Consider the following 23,877-nt stretch of genomic DNA (forward strand, 5'->3'; position numbering starts at 1 on the left):
TTCGCTCCCCAGGTCAGCCCGCATGGGCTTCGCCATGAAGCAGGAGCAGGGAGAGCTCGAACACGGTCGACAGAAGTCGATCGATTTCGAGGGCCCAAGGACCATTGCCGGCAATCACTTCTGATTCACCCTTGCGGCCACGGCTCATCTCTTCGACAAAAAAGCGCCGTCCGGCAGCAATAGAAACCGGTGTGATGCCCTGGCCTTCCAGCAAGGCCAGTACCCCGTCTGCCGCCATTCCGGCACCTTGCCAGGGACCCCAGTCAATGGTGACAACGCGGGTGCTCGGCCAACGCTGGTCCAAATGGGTGCCCAGCCGCGCCATGACCTGGTTGGCCGCCGCGTAGTCGGACTGACCCTGATTGCCGAACCGGCCGGAGATGGAACCGAACAACACCATCCACTTGAGTTCTGCAGGCCGAAGCAGATGGGAAAGCAGATAGGCGCTGTCCGCCTTGGTGTCAAACACGCGATCGAATGACTCCGGCTCTTTAGCGAGGAAGGACTGATCTTCGATCAACCCGGCGCCATGGACCACTGCATCAATGCGCCCGTAGCGTTCGTACAGATCGTTGATGAGATGGGTCATGGCAGCCTCGTCACGCACGTCAAGGCTGTAGTACTCCACTTCGGCCCCGGCTGCGCGGAACGAGGCCATGCTGGTTTCGCGCTCCTGGCCGGCGCTGGTGTCCTGCGCTGCCGAGCGTCCGACCAGCACCAATCGAACGCCGGGGGCTGCCAGCTCGCGGCAGATTTCTGCGGTGATGCCCCTGGCTCCTCCCGTGGCCAGAACTACCCATCCGGCTTGAGGGCGCCAGCGGTCATCAGCCGGGGCATCCGTGGGCCAGGGCGCCTGCTGCGGAACCCGGATGAAGCGCTCGCCAGCGCGGTAGGCAATCTCGGTTCCACCGCCTGGTAGCGAGGCTTCTGCGAACAACAACTCGACCAGCCCTGAAGAAGAGGGCTCCACATCCACCACCTTGGTCAGCAGGTGCGGAAACTCCTGTTCAACTGAACGCAGCAGGCCATGGCAACCGCCCGCGGCGGACCATGCGGCCGTATTGCCTTCTGGGTGCTCAATGTCCAGCACGCCGCCTGATTGGGAGGCGGCAAGCAGACGCATAGGATGGCCCGGGTCGGTCAGTTCCTGCGCGCATGCCTGTAAGAGTACGTGCAAGCTTTTGACGACCCGCGCGGTGGCATCACGCCACGCGGCCAGGTCATCTGCTTGCGCAGGTGAACCCAAGGCGGCCAGATGCACAATGCCTGCCACCGGGCCATGAACATAGCGCTGCGCGGTCAGCCGACGAACGATCAACTCGGGCGAGTTCAGCTCCTCGTGGGGAATCAGGCAGGCGCCGAGGCCTTCAGCGTGGAACTTACCCAGCAACTGGCGGGCGACATCGCCGTTGTCGCTCGTAATGACCCACAAACCAGAAGCCGGCTTGGGTAGGCGGGTTGGCAGCGGTTTGACACGATCCACCATCAGGAAACGAGGGCAACCGGGGCCGCCCGTATCGACCGCGATCGGATCAAACAGACGGCTTTCGGTTTGCTGCAACACCGATTCGACGATCGCCTTCAATGATTTGGCCTGCACCAAGCGATTGAGCTGTTTGCGCAACTGACCGGACACCTCTGCCGGCAGGCTCTTCACCAGGTTGTTGATGATTTCGATCCGCTTGATCGAGTCAATGCCCAACTCGCCTTCCAGGTCTTGCTCCAGACCCAGCATTTCCACCGGATAGCCCGTGCGCTCGCTCACCAGACGCACCAGATCCTGCCGCAATCGATCACCATCGATGGTGACCTGTACCGGCTTGAGGCTGGGTGCGGCGGCATCCTGTGCAGGCGGTGCGTCCCCGGCGTTGGCATGGGTGGTGTCTACAGCCCTTTGTGGGGCAGGGCTGGCGACTTGTGCTGGGTGATGCTGGCTCTGGCTTTGCGGCGAAGAATGGCCGTCCAGGACCCTCATCATCATGCGTTCCTGCTGATCCAGGAATTGGCGCATGGTTTCCTGGTATTGCCCGAAAGCGTCCGCCACGGGATCGGCCCCCAGTGCGCTGGGCGCTGTGGCCAGAGTGGCCGGCGCACTGGCGGGACTGAGCGCATCGCGAAACGGAGTAACGCCCACCAATGCTGGTTGGCCGGGCTGATAGATGCGCCCTCCGTCCAACATCCAGGCGTGCTGCTTGGCGGTAGGGAGTTTTTCCAGATCGAGAGTGCGTACTTCGCGCTCCTGAAACAGCGCATCCAAGGCCACTGGTTGGCCAGCAGCCCACAGGCTACCCAGTGCGCTCAGCCAGCTTTTGAGGGAGCCTTCGGAGGCCACAGCCTTATGGGGGCGGTCACCCAGGATCTGACCCACCAGCCCTGTGAGTACCCGGCCAGGTCCGATTTCCAGAAAATGCCGGACACCCGCCTCCCACATGGAGGTGATCTGGGCCGAGAAATTCACGGACTGCTCCAGATGCTCGGAGCAGCGCTGGCGAACACCGTCGACATCCTCAGGATAGGGCTGGCCATCCAGGTTGGCGTGCACCGGCCACTTGGGCTGCATGAACCGCACCTCCTGCGCCAGGAAGCCGGCAAAAGGTTCAGCCGCACCGCGCATCAGCGGTGAATGAAAGGCGGCGGACACTGGCAGCGGGCGTGCCACGTGCCCTGCCGCCTCAAGGCGTGAGCACAGTGCGGCCAAGCTTTGAGTGTCTCCCGACAACACCGTTTGAGTGGGGCTGTTCAGGTTGGCAATCCACACGCCCTCGCTATCATTTTTGCCATCCCTGTCTGCAAGAAACGGCTTCAACGCGTCCAAGCCTAGCCCTGCCATCAGCATGGTGCCAGAGCCCGCTTCGCCCATCAGCCTGCCACGCTCGGCGGCGAGTTTGAGAAGGTCATCCCGGGACAGCGCACCCGCCGCATGCAACGCGACAAACTCACCGAAGCTATGTCCTGCCACCCGTTCTGGCGCCAGGCCGCAGCGCCGGGCCAGATCAAGCATTCCGGCCGAGAGGGCGGCAATGGCCGGTTGGGCGACACGGGTGTCGGCCAGTTGCTTTTCCTGTGATTGCCGGCTGCTCTCGTCAAAAGCGGCTGGCGGCAGGATCAGCCCTCGCACATCGGAGTGGTGCAATGCATCGCCAACTTCGGCAAAGTAAACGGCCAGCTCCGCCCCCATGCCTGGAAACTGAGAGCCTTGTCCTGGAAACAGGAACGCGAGCGGGCTTCCCTCTTGCTCGGCAGGCCCTTCAGCGCTGCCAGCATAGATACCCGGTGGTGGTTTGCTGCCACTCGATTGCAACCAACCGGCAGCTGCCGCCAATTGGCGCTGCAGATCGCTTTTGGATGTCGCCACCAGCGCCAAGCGCATGCGCCCCGCATCACTGGTAGCGCGCGCGAAGCTGGCACGAGAAAGGTCTCGCAGGCGGACGGTGTCATCCGTGTTCACCAAAGTGGTGGCCAGCTGATTCAAGCGTTCAGCCAGTCGCCCACGGTCGGTTGCCTTGAACGCGAACAACTCGAGGGGCCACGCATCAGCACCCATCGCGCCCGTACCATGCTCTTCCAGCACCGCATGAAAATTAGTGCCGCCAAAGCCAAAGGCGCTGACACCAGCTTGCCTGGCCTTGCCTTCAGGTTTGAACCACGGCAAAGGGCGGTCCAGCAGGAAGGCAGGGGAGTCGGTTTGCAGCAACGCGGCCAGGGGCGTCTTCACGCCACCATGTGGCGGGAGCGTGCGGTGGTGGAGTGCCAGCGCAGCCTTGACCACGCCAGTAAGGCCCGCAGCCGCCCGTGTGTGTCCGAGTAGCGACTTGGCTGAACCTACAACGCATGAGTTGGCGCCTGCTCCGCTTCCGCTCAGCACGGAGATGAGCGATTCCAGCTCGGCCTGGTCTCCCACCCGGGTGCCTGTGCCGTGTGCTTCATAAAGCCCCATGGCGTTCACTTGGGTGCCACCAGCCCGGTGGGCCCGCTGCACGGCCTTGACCTGTCCTGCGGGCTTGGGCGCGGTGAGGCCCATGCCTCTGCCATCGCTGGAGCCGGCCACGGCGCGAATCAGGGCATACACACGGTCACCGTCTCGCTCGGCGTCTGACAAGCGCTTGAGCACCAGTGTGACGGCGCCTTCACTGATCACGATGCCATCAGCCCTGGCGTCGAAGACGTTGGCTTCGCCGCGCCCTGAAAGTGCCTGGGTCTTGCTGAACGCCATGTAGGCATGGGGAGAGAGCTCAGTTTCTACCGCACCGGCGAGCACCATGTCGGAGCGATGCGACTGCAGCTCCCGCACCGCCAGATCCAAAGCGGCGAGCGAAGACGCGCATGCCGCGTCCACTACAAAATTGCAGCCTCCCAGGTCGAACCTATTGGCAATGCGGCCCGCCACCACATTCAGCAAGATGCCCGGGTAGCTTTCCTCAGTCCACTCAGGTAGGCGCTGCTGCGCCTCTTCCGTCATGGGCGTGATCAATGGCAACGCGGAGCGCGCCTTGTACATGAGTTCAAGATCACCGGTGCTGGCCACGCCAAAGATCACTGAGGTCTGCTCTCGCAGCGCCGCATGATCGGACAGATTGCCTAGCCCGGCGTCTTCCAATGCCCGGCGCGTGGTCTCGAGCGCGAGCAACTGCGCCAGGCTGATGGATTGCAGGGACTTTGGAGGAATGCCGTAGCCCAAGGGATCGAACGGCAAAGCATCAATGAAACCGCCCCATTTTGAGTAAATGCGGTCGCGCGCCTTGGGATCACCATCAAAGTACAAGCGCCAGTCCCAGCGCGACTCAGGAACCTCGCGAATGGCATTGGCTTGATCCAGCAGATTGCGCCACAGGGCGGAGGCCTCTTGTGCACCGGGCAATACGCATCCGATGCCGATGATGGCGACTGGTTCGTTGTTCATGTCTTCGTCTTTCAGAGGCGCACCGAGTGGTTCCTGAAGGGAGCCCAGCAAGCGCATGGCGCCGTCAGCGACGCGGTGGTGCAACTCGGCGCATGAGATCCGAGCCTCGTTGAGTCCCACCACCTCGCCCATCATGAAGGCGCCTTCATGCATCATTTGCGCGGAATCGACTTGTCGCAATTCATCGCCATGTCGAATGATTCCCTTGGAGGCGATTCGCAGGCGACCCTGAAGAAGCTCTTCGAGCTGGTCTCCCACGGCGCCGGGTGGCTCGCCCGCTGCCAGCAAGGCGCTGCGGCGCTGATCGAAGGATTGGGTGAAGGGCGTTGGGGCACATCGCACTCGGTGGCCAGGCCGGGTTTCTATCAGGACCGTACGGCTGGACTCCAGCGCCTGTTGCTGGAAGAGATCGGCGATGGCGCCCGTGGCCACCGCTTCGCGGGTGAATAGATAGGCGCTGCCCATGAGCACGCCAATGCGGATACCCCGGGCAGCCAGAGGGGCGGCCATCGCGGCCACCATCGCTGCCGAGCGCTCGTCATGAATGCCGCCGGCAAAGAGAACATCCGCATGCTGCCCTTTGGGCAACTGCAGCAAGGCATCGATCATGGCGTTCCACAGCGGCAGGCTGTAGAGCGGCCCCACATGTCCGCCGCATTCACTGCCTTCGAAAACGAAGCGGCGTGCGCCTTGTTCCCAGGCCAGCGCTAGCAGGGAAGGGGTGGGTACGTGGATATAGGTCGGAATCCCCAGGCTTTCCAGGCGAGCGCCCTGTTCGGCGCTGCCTCCGGCGACCACGGCAAAAGCGGGCCGGCACTCAGCGACGGCTTCCAGCTGGGCTTCAAGCAACTCGGCCGGGAGGTATCCCAAGAGGCCCGCGCCCCATGGTTTTCCTGCGAGGCGAATGCGGGTTTCCTTCAGCAGCGTGGCCACGCGGTCGGGCTGCATCACGGACAAGGCCACCATGGGCAAGCCGCCTGCTTCAGCGACTGCCTCGGCGAACGCGGCGCCATCGCTGACACGCGTCATGGGGCCTTGGACGATAGGAAACGCTGTGCCATGGGCTCGCGCGAGCGGGCCGTTTTGGGCCAAAGGCTGAAGGGCTGCGGCCAGCGCCACGTCGCGGCGGCAAGCGGCGCGAATGGCGGCCATCAGGTGGCCCATGCTGCCGTAGCGGCTGGCGATGCGATGCGCTTGGCCCGCCATCTGCCCAAGAGGCCAGTCAAAAGTGGTGGGATCACCCCAACCAATCTGCCGTTGGCCCATGACGGGGTGTGAGAACCGATGCCCGGCTGCCACGCGATAGCGCTCACCTGAACCATTGACCAGTACCCGCGTATCTTCCATCCGTTGCTTGCCAAGCACAGACTGCCAGGAGGCAGGCGGAGAGAACTCGCGCAGCAACAGAAGTGCGTCATCCAGTACCACTCCGCTGGCGCCGCCAACCTGGCACGCCACTGCAGAGTGAACACCTATACCGCCTTGTATCCAGAACGGCTTGTCTTGCTTGGCCAGATGCTGGCAGAAGATGAAAGCAGACTCTTCACCGCAGCGGCCAGCGCTTTCAGCCCCGCGCGCGAGCCAGCCTGCAAATGGCAGAGCCGGAGAAACCGTGCCTATGTCACCACGACTGGTCAGCTCCAGCCAGATGGGTCGTATGGGTGCGCCTAGGAGGCTGTCGGACTTGGAAATCGCCGGCTGCAAATGGGCCGCAGCGGTCCATTTTTCACGGTCTTTTTGACCCATAGCTAGGCTATGAGCCTGCAAATCCCGTGAAAACTGTCCTCGCTGGGGCCCATTTTCGCTATCGGCGCTCCAAGTCCGACAGCCTCCTAGACGTTCAAGCAGTGCGGGTAATTCACGCGCGGTCCATTGGCTTAGAACCAGAAAGCAATCCGTGCTGTCAAGCCAGCGCTCGAGCTGGAGTGCGTCTGCGGCGTCAATCCGCAAACCGAGTGTGGATCGTGTGGGGTCTGCGCTCCCAATGGGCCTGCCCAGCCTCTCCACTAGGGACTTGATATCGTCTGACGGCAGGCCTGTGCCATCCAGCAGAGGTATGCCACCCGCAGCGTGGACTGCCTTGACGGCCTGCAGTGCAGTGTGAGGCGGAATGAGCGCGATGCAATCCATGGCCTTGACTTCAATGTGGGTGGGACACGGGCTCATGGCTTGCTCTACTTCCGGCGTATGGCTCTTTCAATGATGCGGACCACCTCGCCCACGCCGTCTTCGGCGCGCAAGGTCTCGGCAACGGCTTGTGCATTCTGACGAAAGCGCGGTTTGTCGACCAGGCGGACAATGGCCTCACTCAGGTTGTCCGCATTCAATGAGGCGGCGGGAATGGGTGCCACACCGGCGCCCAGCCGGGCAATGCGCGCACCCCACAAAGCTTGTTCATAGCCAAAGGTCACTGCCACGTTGGGAATGCCCGCCCGCAATGCTTCTGCGGTGGAGCCTGCTCCACCCTGATGCACCAGGCCGGCCACGCGAGGTAACAACCAATCGTACGGAACACTATCCACCTTGAACACATTGCTCGGCAAGTCGGCTTGTCCAATACCGCCCCAGCCTGCAATCAACAAGCCCCGTTTGCCTGATCGGGCGAGCCCGTCCATCACTGCTGATGAGATTCGCTTGGCATCACGCCCGATCTGGCTGCTAAAGCCCAAGGCTACAGGCGCTTCGCCGGCGGCCAGAAACTCAGCCAGCGGGGCGGGCGGGGTAAATTGAGTCTTTTGCTCCAGGAACCAGTAACCGGTGACGTGCGCATTGGCGCCCCAATCCCAAGGTTTTGGCAAAACTGCGGGGCTGTAGCCAAACAGGTGGGGCAAGCTTCTAAGTTGGCGCAGCTCCGTTTTCCAGTCCAGCGGTGGCAAGCCCAGGGTCTGCTCTCGCCAGCGGTCGACCTGCGTTTGCCCTATGCGCGTGAACGGCTCGGCCCAGCGCCAGCTCCACCGGTTGTAGAGCGGGCCCAAATTGCGTCCCTGCAATTGGGGTGGCCCTTGAAAGGGATTGGCGAAGGCGAAAGTCGGAAGGTGAAGCACCGGGGTTGGGCTCACAATCACCAGCGGAATCTTCAGCTTCTCGGCCAGTGAGGGTCCTACACGGGTCCAGGACCAGCACAGGATCACATCGCTGTCCTGGCAGGCTTCCCAGCAGGACTTGAACAACCGGTCTAGAAAGAGGCCCAGATAGTCGTTGAGAAAGCGCGTGAACTTCTTAGGGTCTCGAATCCGCTCCCTTAGCGCGACACCAGCAGCTCCGCCGTAGAAGTCAGCCGAGCTGCCCGCCAGGCGTGCATATTCCAGACCCAGGCCGCTCACCCATTCCTCGAAATCCGCGGGTGCAGCAAAACGCACTGAATACCCAGCCTTCTTCAGGCCCATTGCCAGAGCCAAAAGGGGTTGAATGTCGCCCCTCGACCCCAGAGCGAGAATGGTGCAACGAGGCATGTGGGCGCGAGCGACTAGGTTTTCAGGCCAACGGAACGGGCAATGAAATCGAGCAAGTCAGCGACCGAAATATCCTGAACATACTCTCCGTCACGCACGGCCAGCTTCTCGAAGTTCAAAGCCGCATCCAGCTTGTCTTCCAGCATGATCATCATGTGGATGGCCTCGACCGAACTCAGGCCCAGATCGGCATTCAACTGAGTGGCCGGCGTGATCTCGCCGGGCTCTTGTCCCTGCTCTTCCAGCAGTTCCGTCAGCGTTTCGACAATCGCGTTCCAGCAGTCGTCAATGTGGTTGATCTTCATGGCAGGGATGATGATTAAAGAGAAGTGAAACTCAGGACTAGCTGGCCACGTGGCCCGGTGTCAGTAACTGATACAAATCTTGCAACACCGTACCCATGCTATCGCTGAAGTATGGCAGTAAGAAAGAATCATGTTGACGTTAATTCAGGCACACAGATCATTGACTCGACAGGCACCAGAGGCGCCCCATTTCCGTGCGTTTTGGGACCTGAGCGCCTTGGCCAAGCTGCCGCGAGTATGTATTCTTCACTGACTTCGCAGTTTTGTTAGTGATTATAGTTTTTTGAAAACTTTTGTTTATAAATCGTGAGCAATAACCTGACCAAGGTCTGACCGATCTGCCCCCCTGAGCGTGCTCCGGTAGAGTTCCTGCCGTGTTCGCCCACCGTGGTCCGAATGTCAATGCAAAAAAGCAGCCCAAAGGCTGCTTTTTTGTTCATCGCAGGGTTTTTTCCTGCGCGGTGCGATGGATGTGACCCTGATCTAGCAGAGGAGTCCTCGCGCCCAGGATTATTTCGACTTGAAGGCGCTGAAGGTGAGCCCTTCAGTCTTGGCGTCGTTCAGGGCTTGAATGATCATGGTGTCGCCTTTTGATTCATGGAGGGCGATGCCGCGAAGGCTGGTGCCATTTTCCAATGCGCACGCACTTCCCTGGAGTGTCAACGTGACGTCGAACACATTCTTACCCGTGGCTCGGGGCAAGATGGTGCCAGACCCAGAGCAATCGGTATCCGATGTCATAGTCACTTCGCCCTTGTCGGAAACTTGAAATTTTGCCTTGTTGACGGAAATCACCGTGGTCGAATTGGACCCCTGCGTGGTTGAGCTATTTGTCGAGTCATTCGCCAGCGGCAACGATTTATAGATATGCGTGTATTGATTTCCTTCATAGAGCCCGGTCAACGCGAGAGCGTTGGCCGGTTGGTCATACGTTTCTACGTACGTCAGGGACATCGGGGACGCGCCGGTGAGCGTGAGGTCCATGCTGGTTTTTGGCGTGACGCTTCCGGTGAAGTCCGTTGCACGGATGACTCGCGAGGTCAGGTTGATATCAGTCAACTTGCCGTTCAGTGCAGGCCCATTGGCAGACACTTCGCCATAGAGATTTCCGAGGGTTGAGCCACTGGCATAAATGCCCCAGATTTCACCGTTTTCCAGCACGGTCATGACCGAGAACAGGTCATTGCCGATCTTTGCAGCCCAACGCCCCTCTGGGCTGGCTGTTATAGGAGTGGGGGTGGGTGTGGGGCTGTCATCGCCACCACCGCCACAGGCCGTCATCAGTGCGCAAAGTAGCCCGACGGCCGCAAGTTTCGTGTTCACAATTTTTCCTTGATTCACCGCGCGCTGGAGTTGAATAGGGCCGAATGGCCTGGTGCACGGCTGAATCAAGTAAGTAACCGCACCGCCGGTGAGGTTCCATCTAATTAGAACTTTTTATCTCTTTTTAAGGCAAAGGGACACTACGGACCCGGTACGGTGATGTACAAACCGTTCGCCCTGAGCTTGTCGAAGGGCTTAGACCCTTCTCAGCGCGAACGAAATTGAACTTCATAAGGCCGCATCAAAGGTCTCGCCAAGGCGCCGCGGGCGATCCTTGCCAGCGGGTACCGGCCGGAATGCTCTCGCCCTTCATCACCAGCGTCAGAGGCCCCAGCTGCGCCCCATCCCCCACACTAGCGCCATAAAGCACCGTACAGCGCGGGCCCAGGGTTACGCGGCTGCCGATCACCACGTCATCCACCTTCATCACGCGGTCTTCGAACAAGTGAGTCTGTGGGCAGCACAGAGCGTTCAGTTCGCTGTGGTCACCAATGCGCACGCAATCGAACTCGGTGATGTCTGTGGTGTCCATGTAGACGCCCCGGCCGATCTTGCAACCCATCAAGTTAAGGGCATCAGAAAGCCACGGCGTGCCTCTCAAATAGCGCAGGAACCAGGGCACCGCGATGCCTTCATACATATTGGTGGAAGCTTCCGTCAACCAGACGAAGGGTGTCCACATGGGCACTGAGCGCTTGCGATAACGGCCAAGTAGCAGCCATTTGAAGAGGGCGACGAACAAGAACGTGGCAAAGCCAAAAACCACACCACCCACGCAAAGCTCCAAGGCCACAGCTCCCCAGCGGCCTTGTTCAGCCAGGGGCATGGCATCCAGCACGATGGCGTAGCCAGCGGCAATGACCATGGCATGGGGCGAAGCGATGCGGAACGCTTCCACCAGCCCGCGTGCCACACGCCGCCAGGGGGATGGGGCGTAGGTCAGGTGCTCAGGAAATCCAGCGGCTATCTCGCGCGCCGGTAGCAGCATGGGCGGTGAACCAAGCCAGGTGTCGCCTTCCTTCATGGCGGCGTTGCGCGGAACGGCACTCATCACACCGATCAGTACCCCCTCAGGCACGGTGGTCCCGTCTGGTACGTAGGCGCCGTTGCCGATGAAGCTGCGCTTGGAAACGACGGTGGGCTGCACGGTCATCCAGCCGCCGTCAATGTGTTCGTCGCCCAGCATCACGGCGTCAGCAATGAAGCATTCATCGCCAAGCGTCAGCATGTCCGGGACCACGCCGAGTGCGGTGGACAACTCTGCTTCCTTGCCTACCTTGGCGCCCAGCAGGCGATACCACCAGGCCGAATAGATGGTGGCGTAGATGCCGTGAAGCGTGGCCAGGCTGCCCTCCTGGATCTGATTGACCAGCCATTTGCCCAGATACCGGTTGCTGTGAATGGGCCAGGAGCCTGCCTTCATGCGCGGCAGGAACACGTAGCGGATCAACGCTGCCACCAGCGCCGTGAGCACCACCATCACTACGCTGGCAGGCAGGGCCAACAAGAAGAATTTCAGAAAGCGCAGCAGAAATGCCTGTACTTCAGTGATGGTGCCTGCGTCCAGCAAAGGGCGCACGGAGATTTGCTCGATGTCCAGCACGTCGATCAGCATGAAGGTGGGAAACACCGGCATGAAGAACAGCACTGCCATCCCCAGTGCGCCAAGCGCGAAAAACGCGGCTTCAAAAACCAACCGTCCACGAGAGACGATCGGGCGTGGCGGCAGGCTGGCTGGATCGAAGTCACCGCGTTCGCGTGCCGGCGAACCTGCCCAGATCTTGCGTGCTGGCACCGATTGGCCGCTACGCAGAGCAGCCTGGCCTTCCAGGTGGCCGAAGTCGCCAATACGAGTGTCGCCCTCGATCACCACGTAGGAGCCAATGCAGGCCTGGTGCCCAATATCAATTTTGCCCAAGTGCAAGAGACCGCCTTCTACGCGGGCGTTCTCAAGGTTCACCGCATTGCCGATGCTGCTGCCATCTCCTATGCGCAGCAATTCGGGTGCGCGCAGCGTGATCGCACCCAGGTTAACGTCTCGGCCAATGTTCGCTCCCAGCGCACGCAGCCACCCGGTATAGAGTGAAGATCCATTGATCATGTACACCGGCACGGCTTCCATCAAGCGGTCGGCCAACCACCAGCGGTAGTAAGCCAGGCCCCAGAGCGGGTAGGTGCCCGGTTTGAGGCGCCCCGCAATCAGCCATTTACCAGCCCATGCCACGCCGAACTCCGCCACGGTGGCGAGCAGGAAGGCCACCAGCGACGCCGAGACCGCGAGGGCTATCGAATCGGATGGGTCGCCAGTGTAGAAATGGTAGGCAAAAAACGGTGCCAACCATTGCGCCATCTTGATCAGCACCAGAAAGGGAATGGCCACCCCTTGGGCAACGCCGCAGCGCCAACGCCGCCAAGGCGAATGGAGCAGGAAGGGGCGCTCTGCGTGAGAGGCACCATCGGCTAGAACGCCGGTTTGCAGCGCCTCGGCGATCAAGCCAATCTTGCGGTTCTGGTAGATGTCGGTCACTGCAGCCTGCGCAAACCGGGGGTCTTGCCGCAGAGTGGAGATCAAGCGAGCTGCGAATAGCGAATGGCCACCCAGGTCGCTAAAAAAATCCAGCTCCCTCCGAATAGGGTGGCCAGGAAAGAGCTTTTCCAGCGCACCGAAGAGCGCCTCTTCAGCGGCAGTCTGCGGGGTGTCGCTGCCTTCGGTGGGTGCGGCGGGCGCGAGCGGTAAGGCCTTGAGCGTCTTGCGGTCTATCTTGCCCGAAGGCAAACGCGGCATCGCAGTGAGGGGCTCAAATCGTGCGGGCACCATGTAAGGTGGCAATTTCTCGGCCAAGCCTGCTCGCAGAGCCTGTACCTCCGGTTTTGTTTGACCAGCGGGCACATAGAAAGCAATGAGCTGGTCTATGTCGTCATCTTTTCGCAGCAACACGGCGGTGGTGCCCACGCCCGCTTGCTGAGCCAAGACCGCCTCAATCTCCCCCAGTTCCACGCGAAACCCGCGAATCTTGACCTGATCATCCGCCCTGCCCAGGCATTGCATCTGAGGTTGGTGGTTGGCATGCGTTTCCACCCGCGCGAGATCGCCCGTGCGGTACAGGCGTGCCTCTTGCGCGCTGCGTGCCCAGGGGTTGGGCAGGAATTTCTCGGCGGTCAACTCAGGCCGGCCCAAGTAGCCCGCTGCCACGCCAGGGCCGGTGATGCACAGCTCGCCTGTCTCCCCAAAAGGCAGGATCTTCAAGGGGGGTACTTGGCCGTTGACGATGCTGTCTGGGTCAATCACCTCAATCACCAACAAGCCGTAGTTGGGCAAAGCCTCCCCTATGGTCACCGGCTCACCGGCCTTGAGCTCAGCCAGGCTGGCCGACACCGTGGCTTCAGTGGGCCCGTAGGTATTGAACATCTGCCGCCCATGCGCCCAGCGCTCCACCAGGGATTGCGGGCACATCTCCCCGCCCAGGTTGATGATGCGAAGGCCCGGCACATCCTGCGCGAACAGCGCCAGCAGGGTGGGCACGGCGTGCAGCACCGTGACATCGTGTTCTATCAGTGCGCGCGGAAGCGCCTCCGGGTCGCCAGCTATTTCTTTGGGGGCAATCCACAAGGTGGCGCCCACGAGATAGCTGATCCAGATCTCCTCAAAGCTCATATCAAAGGCGACCGAAAAGCCCTGATAGACCTTGTCGTCCTCGCGCACACCCAGGCGCGCGTTCTCGCTGCGCAGGAAGTGGCAGATGCTGGCTTGCGTAATGGCAATGCCCTTGGGCTTGCCGGTGGAGCCGCTGGTGTAGATCACATAGGCGGTGTGCTCGGGCAGAGCGCCTGCCCGGCGCCGGAGCACGGTGGCTTGCGGCAGCGGTGCCAGCAACTCTCTTGCCGTAAGAACTTGGGCTGAGATGTTGGATTGAGTGTGCGCCGGCTGACCATGATGCTCATCTATCAATAGCGCAACAGCTTGGGCATCTTCCAGGCACACGGCGATGCGATCGGTCGGTACGTCGGCATCGAAGGGCAGCCACGCAGCCCCAGTTTTGGCGATGGCTAGTTGCAACACCAGCAGTTCGATCCCGCGTGGATGCCACAGCCCCACCATCTGACCAGGTCGCACACCAGCTTCTATCAGACGATGCGCGACGCGATTGGCTGCCCGATCCAGTTCACCGTAGGTCAGGTGCCGGTCGCCATAGATGAGCGCCGTCTTCTCTGGCACGCGGGCGGCAGTCTCCTCGAAGATGTCGGCCAGGATTTCGGAGCGCAGAAGATCGGGGCGATCAGGGCCGTGGAGGATGGGGGCAGTCATTTTTGGGGTGGCAATTCGCAGCCATTGTCGCCGCTGGCTTGAGTCAACGCGTAAGGCCCCTTGCGCGCCGACAGGAATTCGTCAGGTTTACGATATACACGGAGCAGGCCAAGCTGTAAGAACGTGTTTACGATCTATTCGGGGTCCCCGAATAGATCGTAAACACGTTCTAAGAGCCTGCCTGCGTCGCCTTGCTTCAAGGTGGGCGCGAACGCGCAGGCGGCAGCCGCGCCTCGATTTCCCGCACAGCCTCTTGCAGAAACTCCGAAGTTTCGCCCACACGTGGTCCCGACAGCCTTGACGTGATGGCGAAAACGCTCATCGCCGCGATTGGCCGGTTGCCCCGCCGGCCTGAGGGCAGCACACCGGTTTGATATCCATTTTCATGGAGGCGTGCGAATCCGTTCGCGCTGACAATGATTGATCCGGCGCCGCAAATAGCTACACACAGAGTTGCGCCGTCGTTCCGAGGGGATAGATCCAAAAGATTTGGCGGCATCGCGCACGCTATGGATATCTATAGCGTGGCGTTTCTTGTCACCAACGCTGACTGGGCATATGGGGCAAAGCTGCCAAGAGAGTTTTGGTGTAGTCGTTGCTCGGGTCATGGAACACCTGCTGGGTGGCGCCTTGCTCCACTGCCTGCCCCTGGTACATGACGATGATCTCGTCTGCGAGAAGGCGCACGAGATTGAGGTCGTGGCTTACAAAAATGTAGGTTAAATCTAGCTCGTCACGCAGTTCCATCAAGGTCCGTACGACGTGAGCTTGTAGAGAGGCATCTAATGCGGAAGTCGGCTCGTCGAGGATGACGAGCTTGGGGGTGAGGACTATTGCGCGTGCAATATCCACCCTGGCGCGCTGTCCGCCGGACAATTCATGCGGAAAGCGATTAAGTAATTCAGTAGGCAAGCCCGTACGCATGGCTGCTCGCTCAACGAGTGCATCCACTTGAGCTTTCTCCGCTTCAGTTCCCAATCGCAAAACCGGATCGGCGATCGCACGCCGAGCACGAAATCGCGGGTTGAGTGAAGCCAAGGGATCCTGAAACACCATCTGAATGTCCCGCCGAGCGGGATGGCGGGAAAAAGTGGAACCCACCAGGGGACTGATGTTGATGCGGTCCAGTAGCACCTCTCCGGAGCTTTGCAGTATCAAGCGGGCGATCATGCGCACCAGCGTCGATTTGCCCGAACCAGACTCGCCCACCAATCCGATGACCTTACCCTTGGCCGCGCTGAAGGTGACGTTCTGTACTGCCTTAAGTATTCGACCTCGGCCTAAGTCGAAATTCTTCGACAGACTGACGACCTCAAGGAAATCATGAGACATGGGGATGGTGGCAGCTGACATGGTGAAAGGGTGCAACCGTTTGGCGTGGCGCTTCGACACGCAGGCAGATGTCTTCTGCTCGCGAACAGCGCTCGGCGAACCGGCAGGCGGGGAGATCGTTGCGGCGAAGATCCGGTAAGCCACCTCGCATAGGCTGCAGTTCATGATGACTGCTTTTGCCTGAAGGCATAGCGGCCACAAGCATGCGGGTATAGGGATGGGCTGGGTTGCTGAGCACCTCTTCGGAACTTCCCACCTCAAGGACCTGGCCAGCATGCATGACGACCGCGCGGTCACAGTGCTCCGCAGCCAATGCAAGATCGTGCGTAATAAAAAGACACGCCAGATGACGTTGTCGGCACGCTTCGATCAGCAAGTTCATGACCTTCACTTGGGTCGTGACGTCCAATGCAGACGTGGGTTCGTCGGCGATGATGAGCTCCGGTTCGCACACCAGTGCCGCTACGATCATGATGCGTTGACACATTCCACCCGAGAGCTCGGCTGGATAGGCGGCCATGCGTTCCTCAGCGTGGGCAATGCCAAGCTGTATCATGACTTCCAGTACTTTTTTGCGTGCCTGAGCGCGAGTTGTGCGATGAGGCGCGTGAGTGACCAGAATGTCAACCAGCGTATCGCCGACGCGCCGGATAGGGTTTAGGGCAGCCTTCGCGTTTTGGAAGATCATGGCGACGCGCCGTCCGCGATAGTCGCGCAACACACTTGGCGACATCTTCAGGATGTCTTGGCCAGCCAAGCTCATGTGCTCGGCGGAGATCTCAGCGTTTGTGCCAAGCAGTCGCATGACCGCCATGCCAGTGATGGACTTACCGGAACCAGACTCGCCGATCAGGGCCACGCACTCACCACTTTCCACTTGCAAGCTTACCTTGTCCAGTGCATGAACGCGTCCAGCCCTCGTGATGAAGCTCAAGCTAAGCTTCTGGATATCGAGCACCGATTTGTTGATGCGATCTCGGTCTTCACTCATACAGTCCACCACTTTAGCTGCGCCGCCGCGGATCGATGATGTCGCGCAGGCCATCTCCTATTAGGGAGAAACAAAACACCGCGAGCACCAAGGCGCCTCCAGGGAAGACCACCGTCCACCATTGGCCAGCGATCATCAAGGCGGCCCCTTCCTGGATCATCACGCCCCATTCAGGAGTAGGAGGGCCGACGCCCAACCCAATGAAGGCGAGACTTGCCGTATTCAGAATGGCCCAGCCGAGGTTGAGTGAGATCTGTACGACCACGGGCGGCAGAGAATTCGGCAAGATGAAACCAAGGATGACCCGGGAGCTTGAGTTGCCGTTGATCAATGCTGCTTCAACATATCCGATAGTACGCAGAGACACGGACTGCGCGCGAGCGAGCCGAAAATAGAACGGAAAATTGATGATGGCCGTGGCGAGCACCACCGATTGAACCGAATTTCCGAATACAGCCACAAGAGCCATCGCCGCAACGAACAGAGGAAATGCCAACAGTACGTCGACAACTCGCGACAGCACGGAATCAAGGATGCCACCCAGGTATCCGCTGAACGCACCCACGCAGACACCTACCACCGCCGAAACCATCACGGCTGAAACAGCAATTGCAAAGTCGAGCCTGCTCGCCACGATGACACGAGAAAAAATGTCGCGTCCAAGCTGGTCGGTACCAAACCAATGTGCGGCAGACGGAGCCTGCAGCACATTCGCCATATTCGTCGCGAGTGGGTCATAAGGCACCAGAGCCGGACCGATAGCTGCCGCAAGCAGAAGCACGCCCAAGAGAACGAAGGCAAATGTCGTCGTGACATTCCTCCGGAGAAAGTACAGCAACGCTTTGCGGGTCATGGCGCTACCCCTTGAGTTGATATCTGGGGTCAATAAGTGACGACACGATGTCAATCACCAGCGTAAGCAGCACAAACATGATGGCGACAATCAAGACAAACGCCTGCACCGGCGCATAGTCAAGACCCACCAGTGCGTTGACGCCATAGGCACCAATCCCCGGCCAGCCAAACAGTTTTTCAATCATGACATTGGCGCCCAACATGGTTGAGATGACCATAGCCATCGTCGCCAGGACGGGCAGCATGGCGTTGGGCAACGCATATTGCAGCGTGACGCGCCATGGTGCCAAGCCGTACGCACGAGCCGCGCGTACATAGTCGCTGTCGAGCGCGTCGATCATTCCACCTCGCATCATGCGCATGAGCGGCGCGATTGCAAAAATGGCCATTGACGCCGCAGGCAACAACATTTTTGCCACGGCTTCACGCATCAAAACGAAATCGCCAGCCATCAGGGCGTCCACAAGATAAAAGCCAGTGACTCTCTCAGGAGGGAACGACCAGCTTGACAACCGGCCGACCGGATCAGGGGATACGCCTAGCAAAAAATAGAATACAAAAATAAGGATGAGCCCAAAGAAAAAACCAGGCATTGCAGCGGAAACTGACGTAATGGCTCGTATGACCTGATCAAGCACGCTGTCTCGATAAAGCGCGGCCAAAATTCCCAATGGCAAAGCAATGATCACTGAAAGGGTGAACGCGAAAGCAGCCAACTCAAGCGTCGCCGGCAGGCGCTCCGAGAAATCGTGAAGCACGGTGTGGCCCGTGCTCATAGAGCGGCCAAGGTCCAATCGTGCGAGATGTTGGAGGTAGATCCAGAACTGTTCGATCAACGATTTATCCAACCCCAATGCGGCGCGTACAGCTTTAATTTCGTCTGGGCCCGCATTCGGCCCAGAGGCGTACATCGCAGCTGGATCCCCCGGCAAAAGGTGAATCAACACGAAAGTGACCAGCACTACGCCAAAGAGAATGGGTAGGGCCGTGGTGATACGGCGCCCGATCAGTACAAGAGTCTTGCTTGACATGCAGGAAATTGAGTCGGTTAGTCGCTGCCTTTCAGGCTCGGCTGAGGTGTCGCAGCTCAAGCTGTCCGTGGAACATATAGGTATAGCCACGCAAACTGGGCGAGACAATGGTGTCCTGGAAAGCGGACCACATCAGAATCAAGGGGACTTCGTCACGCGCGATTTCAATCATTCGCTTGACTTTGGTGTTGTAGACCGAAGCGTTGGTCTCATACCGAGTCTCGCTCGTCAGTCGGTTCATTTCCTCGTTCTTGAAATTCCCGTAGTTCCAGCGCGTGGACGAAGAATAGTAGACGCGAAAGTAATAGTCCGGGTTGCGCAGCCAAGCCGTTCCTGTTGCCATATTGATTGGAATCTTGTGCTCCGCCTGGGCCGTTGCCATTTGTCCAGAAGGCAATGTCTCAATCTTCAATTTGACGCCAATTTTCCCCAGGGACTCTTGCAACAATATGGCAGTGGGTTCAGCGATTTTGGCGAGCGAGCTATCGATCACGAAGGTCGTCGAAAATCCACTCGCCAAGCCCGCCTCGGCTAGCAGTGCGCGCGCTTTCTCCAGGTCGTATGTGTAAGGCAGCGCTTGTGGAAACACGAGTTGAGGCGCATCGGTTTTCCCGCCAAACATTGGTGCCCCACGACGGTAGAACACCTTATCGAAGATCTCTTGATAGGGAACAGCATGGGCAATCGCCTGACGTACCTTCTTGTTATCAAACGGTGCCATCTGTGTGTTGAGGGCAATGAAGGTCGCAGCACCCGGATTAGGAATACCAAGCAAGCGGATCTTCTCGCGGCCCTTGAGGTCTTCAATGTCGCGCCCACTCAAACCGCGAATGATGTCAGCTTCACCCCGTTCAGCTGCGGCGCGGCGCGATGCCGCTACCGGAACCACTTGCGCTGCAATCCTGGCATAACCAGGCTTTGCTCCATTGGTCCAACCCTCATTGCGCTCGAGCATGAAACCTTGATCGGATGCAAATCGCACCAGCTTGAATGGCCCGCCGCCGGCAGCGTTGGTTTTCAGCCAGTTTTCTGCCCAGGGATCGCTGGAAGTGGCATTAGCTTTGCAGGCCTTGGCGTTCAGAATGGCAGGAAACAGGACACAGAGGTTAGGCAAGGTGAATCGGTCTGCCTGCGGCACAGTAACGCGCAGGGTCATGTCGTCGATCACCTCAAATTGTGAAGGGTCGGTCAGCGATCCGGTGGCCATTTGTGCTTTACCGGTGGTGACTGAAATCACGCGGTCCAGCGACCATTTCGCGTCGTGTGCGGTGACCGGGGTGCCGTCGTGAAACTTGGCCCCTCGACGCATGTGAAAGGTGAACTGACGCCCATCCGGTGAAACTTCATACCGTTCTGCAGCCTGACCCACAATCTTGTCATAGTCATAAATCATGGCACCAGGCACGCCTTCAACTGGCTTGGTTCCGTATGTCACCAACCGGTCGTATAAATTCCAAGTGAGGTTGATGGACGCCTGGTTGTAGCCAGTGCCAGCCGGATCCAGCGTATTGGGGCCATCTTCCAGCAACACGCGCAAGACGGAAGGCGTCGCCGTTTGGGCGCTCGCAGTAGACAACCAAAGCCCAGTCAACGCTGCACCTGTTTGTGCGCCCAATTGCAGAAATTCGCGTTTTTTCACAATTTTTCCTTCACTTGTTGATGCTCGATTTCGATGCTATGCAGTAGCCTGCCCGTAACCACCGCCTCCACAGGTCTCGACTTTCACAAGATCCCCACGATTGACGATGACATTCTGTTTGCCGCGTAGCGGCTCAATCGATCCATTCGCTCGCTCAAGCGTGACTCGGAAGGTTGCCCCTGGCTCACCTCCTTGTAAGCCATAGGGCGGTATGACGGCTCGCTCATACATCGTGGTCAGCGACACCTGGTCCTGCAACATGCGATAGTGCCGCAGCAACCCATCCCCACCGCGAAATTGACCTCGGCCTCCAGAGCCGCGCCGGATGCCCTGGACTTCGATCAGAAATGGATATTCGCTTTCGACGACTTCGGCTGGGGTATTCATGACGTTCGCGAGATGGCAGCGAATGGCGGACATACCATCGCGGTCAGCCCGCGCACCTTCTCCACCTCCGTGCACTTCGTAGAATGTTGCCCATGAGCCGTCAGCCTTTTTTGCGCTGAATATCAGAAGGCCAGCCGTCGTAGGTCCACCTGCTGTGAGCAGCGGCGCAGCAATGGGTTCGAAGGCACGGAACACAGCATCACAAACACGTTGGCTTGTTTCATGGTTGCCGCCGACCACCGGAAGCATCTGCTCGGGCTGAAACAATGAGCCCGGGCGAGTAATGACTTGAATAGGGCGATAGCAGCCAGCTGATGGTTGAATATCCGCCCCGAAGAGGGATTTCATGACATAGAAAACACCCGCGCTAGCAATCACGGGGGTTGTGTTGAGAGGCCCGGGAACTGCGTCGCCCGACTCCGAAAAGTCGAATATGGCGGTTTCGTCTTCGATGGTGATTGACACGCGCACGGGTACGGGATCACCTGTGTGCCCATCGTCGTCAAGGTAGTCCTCGCCCTTATACACCCCGTTGGGCACTGCGCGTATGGCGTCTCGCATTTGGCGTTCGGCACGATCGTGGATGGCGTTGAATGATGCTTTCAGAAACGGTGTCCCGTGGGCTTTGACCAACTCGCTCAGCCTCCGAGCCGCGACCGTCGTTGCAGAGATCTGTGCAAGTACGTCACCTCTTCGCTCTTCGGCGCCGCGCACGTTACTCATGATGAAAAGCATTTTTTCTTCGTCTATGGCGTCACCAGACACCAAACGAACAGGGGGGATGCGCAGGCCTTCCTGCCAGCTATCGGTTGCAGCCGCGTAGTAGCTGCCGGGTGCGGCTCCACCGATGTCCGCCCAATGAGCTAGCGAAACCGCGAACGCATATAGTTCTGTGCCATCGAACACCGGGCGAATAAGTTTGACATCCGGTAGATGATTGCCGCCAATTTCCGGCAAGTTAAGAATCCACACATCTCCGGGCCGCAGTGCATCTAGCCCGACGTGCTTCAGGAACTCTTTGACAGTGAAAGACAAGACCCCCAAATGGACGGGTACGTCCTTTCCCTGAGCAACGAGGTAGCCGTGCGAATCGGTTAGAGCAGAGGAATGGTCCCCTGCCTCGCGAAGCAGCGGCGAACGCGCTGCGCGCATTACGACACTCGACATTTCTTCAGCGATGGCCGTCAGGCCGTTTCGCATAACTTCAAGAGATACAGGATCGATTTTCATTGCGCCAAATCCACTTCAATATGCAGGTTCCCATACTGATCGGCCCACAAGCTGTCTTGTGGTGGCACGATCACTGTCGACCATTCATCTTCAATGACCAAGGGTCCTTGCAATCGCTCGCTCGTTCGTAACTCGGATCGATTCAGAACAGGTGTGTCCGCCTGGGTGCCGTTCTCGAATATCACGCGACGAAACGTCGCTGGATCAGCATTTGCTCGGGACGGATGTTGTGTAGAGGCATGCAAGTTGCGTGCCGGAGCCGAAACTTCCGTGCGCACAGTGACGAGCTCCCAAGGCTCTTCGGTCGAATAGCCATAGAACTGCTCGTGGGCCTGAGTGAACTGCCGGCCAAGGGCCGTGGCATCGTCCAGCGCGGCGTCAAGAATGGATATTTCGGAGGACTGGCCTGAATACCTGATTCCGGCGGTGCGCGAGATGACCAGGTCCGCACGTGGATAGCCAGCCTTCACAAGCGGCTGGGCTAGTGCTTCGGCCTCCGCAGCGAGCACGGTGGACAGCCGATCTCCATCCCATTCGGCGGAGCGCATATCCACCGTGAATTGACGTGAGAAATTCATCGTGGCATCCACACATCCCAATGCTGAGAAGCCAGACGAGAACATGGGGACGACTATTTTCCGAATGCCGCACAATCGCGCTACTTCCGCAGCGTGCATGGGGCCGGCGCCTCCAAACGCAACCAAATCAAAGTCTCGAATGTCGACGCCGCGCTCCACCGTGGCTCGACGCAGACAGCGGGCCATGGTCGAATGCACGACGCGGGCGATGCCCAGGGCGGCGTTCACGGTGCTGAAGTTCAACGAGCCCGCGAGTTCGGCGATGGCTTGCTCTGCTTTGGCTGGTGCAATGCGGACGGAGCCGCCCAGCGTGCGAGTAGGGCTCAGATAGCCTAACAACACATCGCTGTCCGCAACAGTGGGCAGGAGGCCACCTTTGCCGTAGCAGGCTGGCCCAGGCGATGACCCTGCTGATTGAGGTCCAACTTCGAGCGCTCCGGAGACCAAGCGCGCAATGGAGCCGCCACCCGCACCAATGGAGTCGACTGCCACCATGGGGAGTCGAATTTTTTGTCCTCCCAACTCCCGGTTCGCGGCGATATCAGCCCGACCTTCAACGATGAGGCAAACATCAGTTGTGGTGCCACCCATGTCAAACGTGAGGGCGTTGCGCATACCCAAATTACGCGCTACCTGGCAAGTGGCTGCTACTCCTGCGGCTGGACCCGACATGGCCAACATTAACGGTCTCTCGCTAATGAGTTCGGGCGTTGCCATGCCTGAGGCCGAGTGCATCATGAAGATGCGACTCTCTGCAGGCTTTCGTTCATCGATCTTGCCAAGATGACTCTTTATTTTCGCCAACATCATCGCGTTGAGGACCGTCGTCGACATCCGCTCGAACTCTCTGATTTCTGGCGAGATCTCATGGCTTAGCGATACGTACGGGAAGGCAGCTCGCAATTTGGCGCCTAGAGCGATCTCGTGAACTGGGTTGCGAAACGCATGGATGAGGCACACGGCTACCGTATCGACACCGCTGGCCCTGAGTTCGGCGATGAGGTGCTCGATCTGTGCATCGGTGAGGGGGGTTTGAACGGATGCATCGGAGAGCACTCGTTCATCGACCTCAAAGCGCAACTCGCGCGGCACCAGGGGGCGCGCTTTGGGTTCTAGGTCTAGACGGTAGAGGTAGCGTCGCGAGAGTCGACCAACTTCAATGGTGTCTCCGTAGCCCTTGGTCGTGACGATCGCACAGGGCCGAAACTTGTTTTCGACGATGTCGTTGGTGACGATGGTCGTTCCATGCACGATTTCATGCACCTGCTCCCAATCGAGCCCGACGGCAGCGATGGACTCAGTGATGGCTTCGATCGGCAGGTTTGGCTTTGACGGTACTTTTGCCGAACGGTGCTGCGTTCCTTCGGGCGACACCGCGACAACGTCTGTGAAGGTTCCGCCGATGTCAATGCCAAGGCGCCATCCGGTTTGCGATTGCAAAGGTGCATTCATAGTGACGTGTTTATTCCGAAAAACGGAATAAGATTTCGTAAATGATGTGAAGTATTCCTAATAATGAACTAAACTATGATTTTTCGCAACTCGGAA

12 protein-coding genes are annotated in these 23,877 nt (G+C 59.2%); all 12 read right to left on the minus strand.

The features are described 5' to 3' along the window. Nucleotides 1-13 precede the first annotated feature (13 nt). The 12 genes from G518_RS36185 to G518_RS36195 all read right to left on the minus strand — a co-directional run bounded on the left by G518_RS36185 (nt 14) and on the right by G518_RS36195 (nt 23,781). On the minus strand, nt 14-7,066 hold the full coding sequence (locus G518_RS36185) for a type I polyketide synthase (protein WP_051237177.1): 7,053 nt from the start codon (nt 7,064-7,066) through the stop codon (nt 14-16). Between the two features lie 8 nt (nt 7,067-7,074). Next, nucleotides 7,075-8,352, minus strand: a complete 1,278-nt coding sequence (locus G518_RS0121060; protein WP_028604232.1) for a glycosyltransferase — start codon at nt 8,350-8,352, stop codon at nt 7,075-7,077. Nucleotides 8,353-8,366: 14 nt separating this feature from the next. Then, complete coding sequence (locus G518_RS0121065) at nt 8,367-8,657, minus strand: acyl carrier protein (protein ID WP_028604233.1); 291 nt, start codon at nt 8,655-8,657, stop codon at nt 8,367-8,369. Between the two features lie 510 nt (nt 8,658-9,167). After that, nucleotides 9,168-9,980 (minus strand): hypothetical protein, encoded by an 813-nt coding sequence (locus G518_RS0121075; protein ID WP_028604234.1) that lies wholly within the window; start codon nt 9,978-9,980, stop codon nt 9,168-9,170. A gap of 241 nt (nt 9,981-10,221) precedes the next feature. Further along, a complete protein-coding gene (locus G518_RS0121080) occupies nt 10,222-14,286 on the minus strand; it encodes a Pls/PosA family non-ribosomal peptide synthetase (protein WP_051237180.1) in 4,065 nt (1,354 codons plus the stop codon). A 537-nt stretch (nt 14,287-14,823) separates the two neighbouring features. Next, nucleotides 14,824-15,618: an ABC transporter ATP-binding protein gene (locus G518_RS36190; protein ID WP_169457980.1), complete on the minus strand. Its 795-nt coding sequence runs from the start codon at nt 15,616-15,618 to the stop codon at nt 14,824-14,826. Then, complete coding sequence (locus G518_RS0121095; protein ID WP_051237183.1) at nt 15,608-16,609, minus strand: ABC transporter ATP-binding protein; 1,002 nt, start codon at nt 16,607-16,609, stop codon at nt 15,608-15,610. The genes G518_RS36190 and G518_RS0121095 overlap by 11 nt, the downstream gene beginning before the upstream one ends. Nucleotides 16,610-16,622: 13 nt before the next feature. Continuing rightward, nucleotides 16,623-17,462, minus strand: coding sequence for an ABC transporter permease (locus G518_RS0121100; RefSeq protein ID WP_051237185.1), 840 nt, complete (start codon nt 17,460-17,462; stop codon nt 16,623-16,625). A 4-nt stretch (nt 17,463-17,466) separates the two neighbouring features. Beyond that, a complete protein-coding gene (locus G518_RS0121105; protein WP_028604239.1) occupies nt 17,467-18,495 on the minus strand; it encodes an ABC transporter permease in 1,029 nt (342 codons plus the stop codon). A 31-nt stretch (nt 18,496-18,526) separates the two neighbouring features. Beyond that, nucleotides 18,527-20,134 (minus strand): ABC transporter substrate-binding protein, encoded by a 1,608-nt coding sequence (locus tag G518_RS0121110; RefSeq protein ID WP_036595516.1) that lies wholly within the window; start codon nt 20,132-20,134, stop codon nt 18,527-18,529. Nucleotides 20,135-20,170: 36 nt separating this feature from the next. Further along, nucleotides 20,171-21,751, minus strand: a complete 1,581-nt coding sequence (locus G518_RS0121115; protein WP_028604241.1) for a hydantoinase B/oxoprolinase family protein — start codon at nt 21,749-21,751, stop codon at nt 20,171-20,173. Further along, complete coding sequence (locus G518_RS36195) at nt 21,748-23,781, minus strand: hydantoinase/oxoprolinase family protein (protein ID WP_051237188.1); 2,034 nt, start codon at nt 23,779-23,781, stop codon at nt 21,748-21,750. Before G518_RS36195 ends, G518_RS0121115 begins: the two co-directional genes overlap by 4 nt. Nucleotides 23,782-23,877 lie beyond the last annotated feature (96 nt).

The organism is Ottowia thiooxydans DSM 14619 (assembly GCF_000422885.1).
In the GTDB taxonomy this organism is placed as follows: domain Bacteria; phylum Pseudomonadota; class Gammaproteobacteria; order Burkholderiales; family Burkholderiaceae_C; genus Ottowia; species Ottowia thiooxydans.

Bases quoted from the DNA above. Each gene is read 5' to 3' on its own strand.
- G518_RS0121080 (WP_051237180.1), bottom strand. From the start codon at position 14,286: ATGACTGCCCCCATCCTCCACGGCCCTGATCGCCCCGATCTTCTGCGC.
- G518_RS0121115 (WP_028604241.1), bottom strand. From the start codon at position 21,751: ATGAAAATCGATCCTGTATCTCTTGAAGTTATGCGAAACGGCCTGACG.
- G518_RS0121060 (WP_028604232.1), bottom strand. From the start codon at position 8,352: ATGCCTCGTTGCACCATTCTCGCTCTGGGGTCGAGGGGCGACATTCAA.
- G518_RS36190 (WP_169457980.1), bottom strand. From the start codon at position 15,618: ATGTCTCATGATTTCCTTGAGGTCGTCAGTCTGTCGAAGAATTTCGAC.
- G518_RS0121100 (WP_051237185.1), bottom strand. From the start codon at position 17,462: ATGACCCGCAAAGCGTTGCTGTACTTTCTCCGGAGGAATGTCACGACG.
- G518_RS0121095 (WP_051237183.1), bottom strand. From the start codon at position 16,609: ATGAGTGAAGACCGAGATCGCATCAACAAATCGGTGCTCGATATCCAG.
- G518_RS36195 (WP_051237188.1), bottom strand. From the start codon at position 23,781: ATGAATGCACCTTTGCAATCGCAAACCGGATGGCGCCTTGGCATTGAC.
- G518_RS0121065 (WP_028604233.1), bottom strand. From the start codon at position 8,657: ATGAAGATCAACCACATTGACGACTGCTGGAACGCGATTGTCGAAACG.
- G518_RS0121105 (WP_028604239.1), bottom strand. From the start codon at position 18,495: ATGTCAAGCAAGACTCTTGTACTGATCGGGCGCCGTATCACCACGGCC.
- G518_RS36185 (WP_051237177.1), bottom strand. From the start codon at position 7,066: ATGAGCCCGTGTCCCACCCACATTGAAGTCAAGGCCATGGATTGCATC.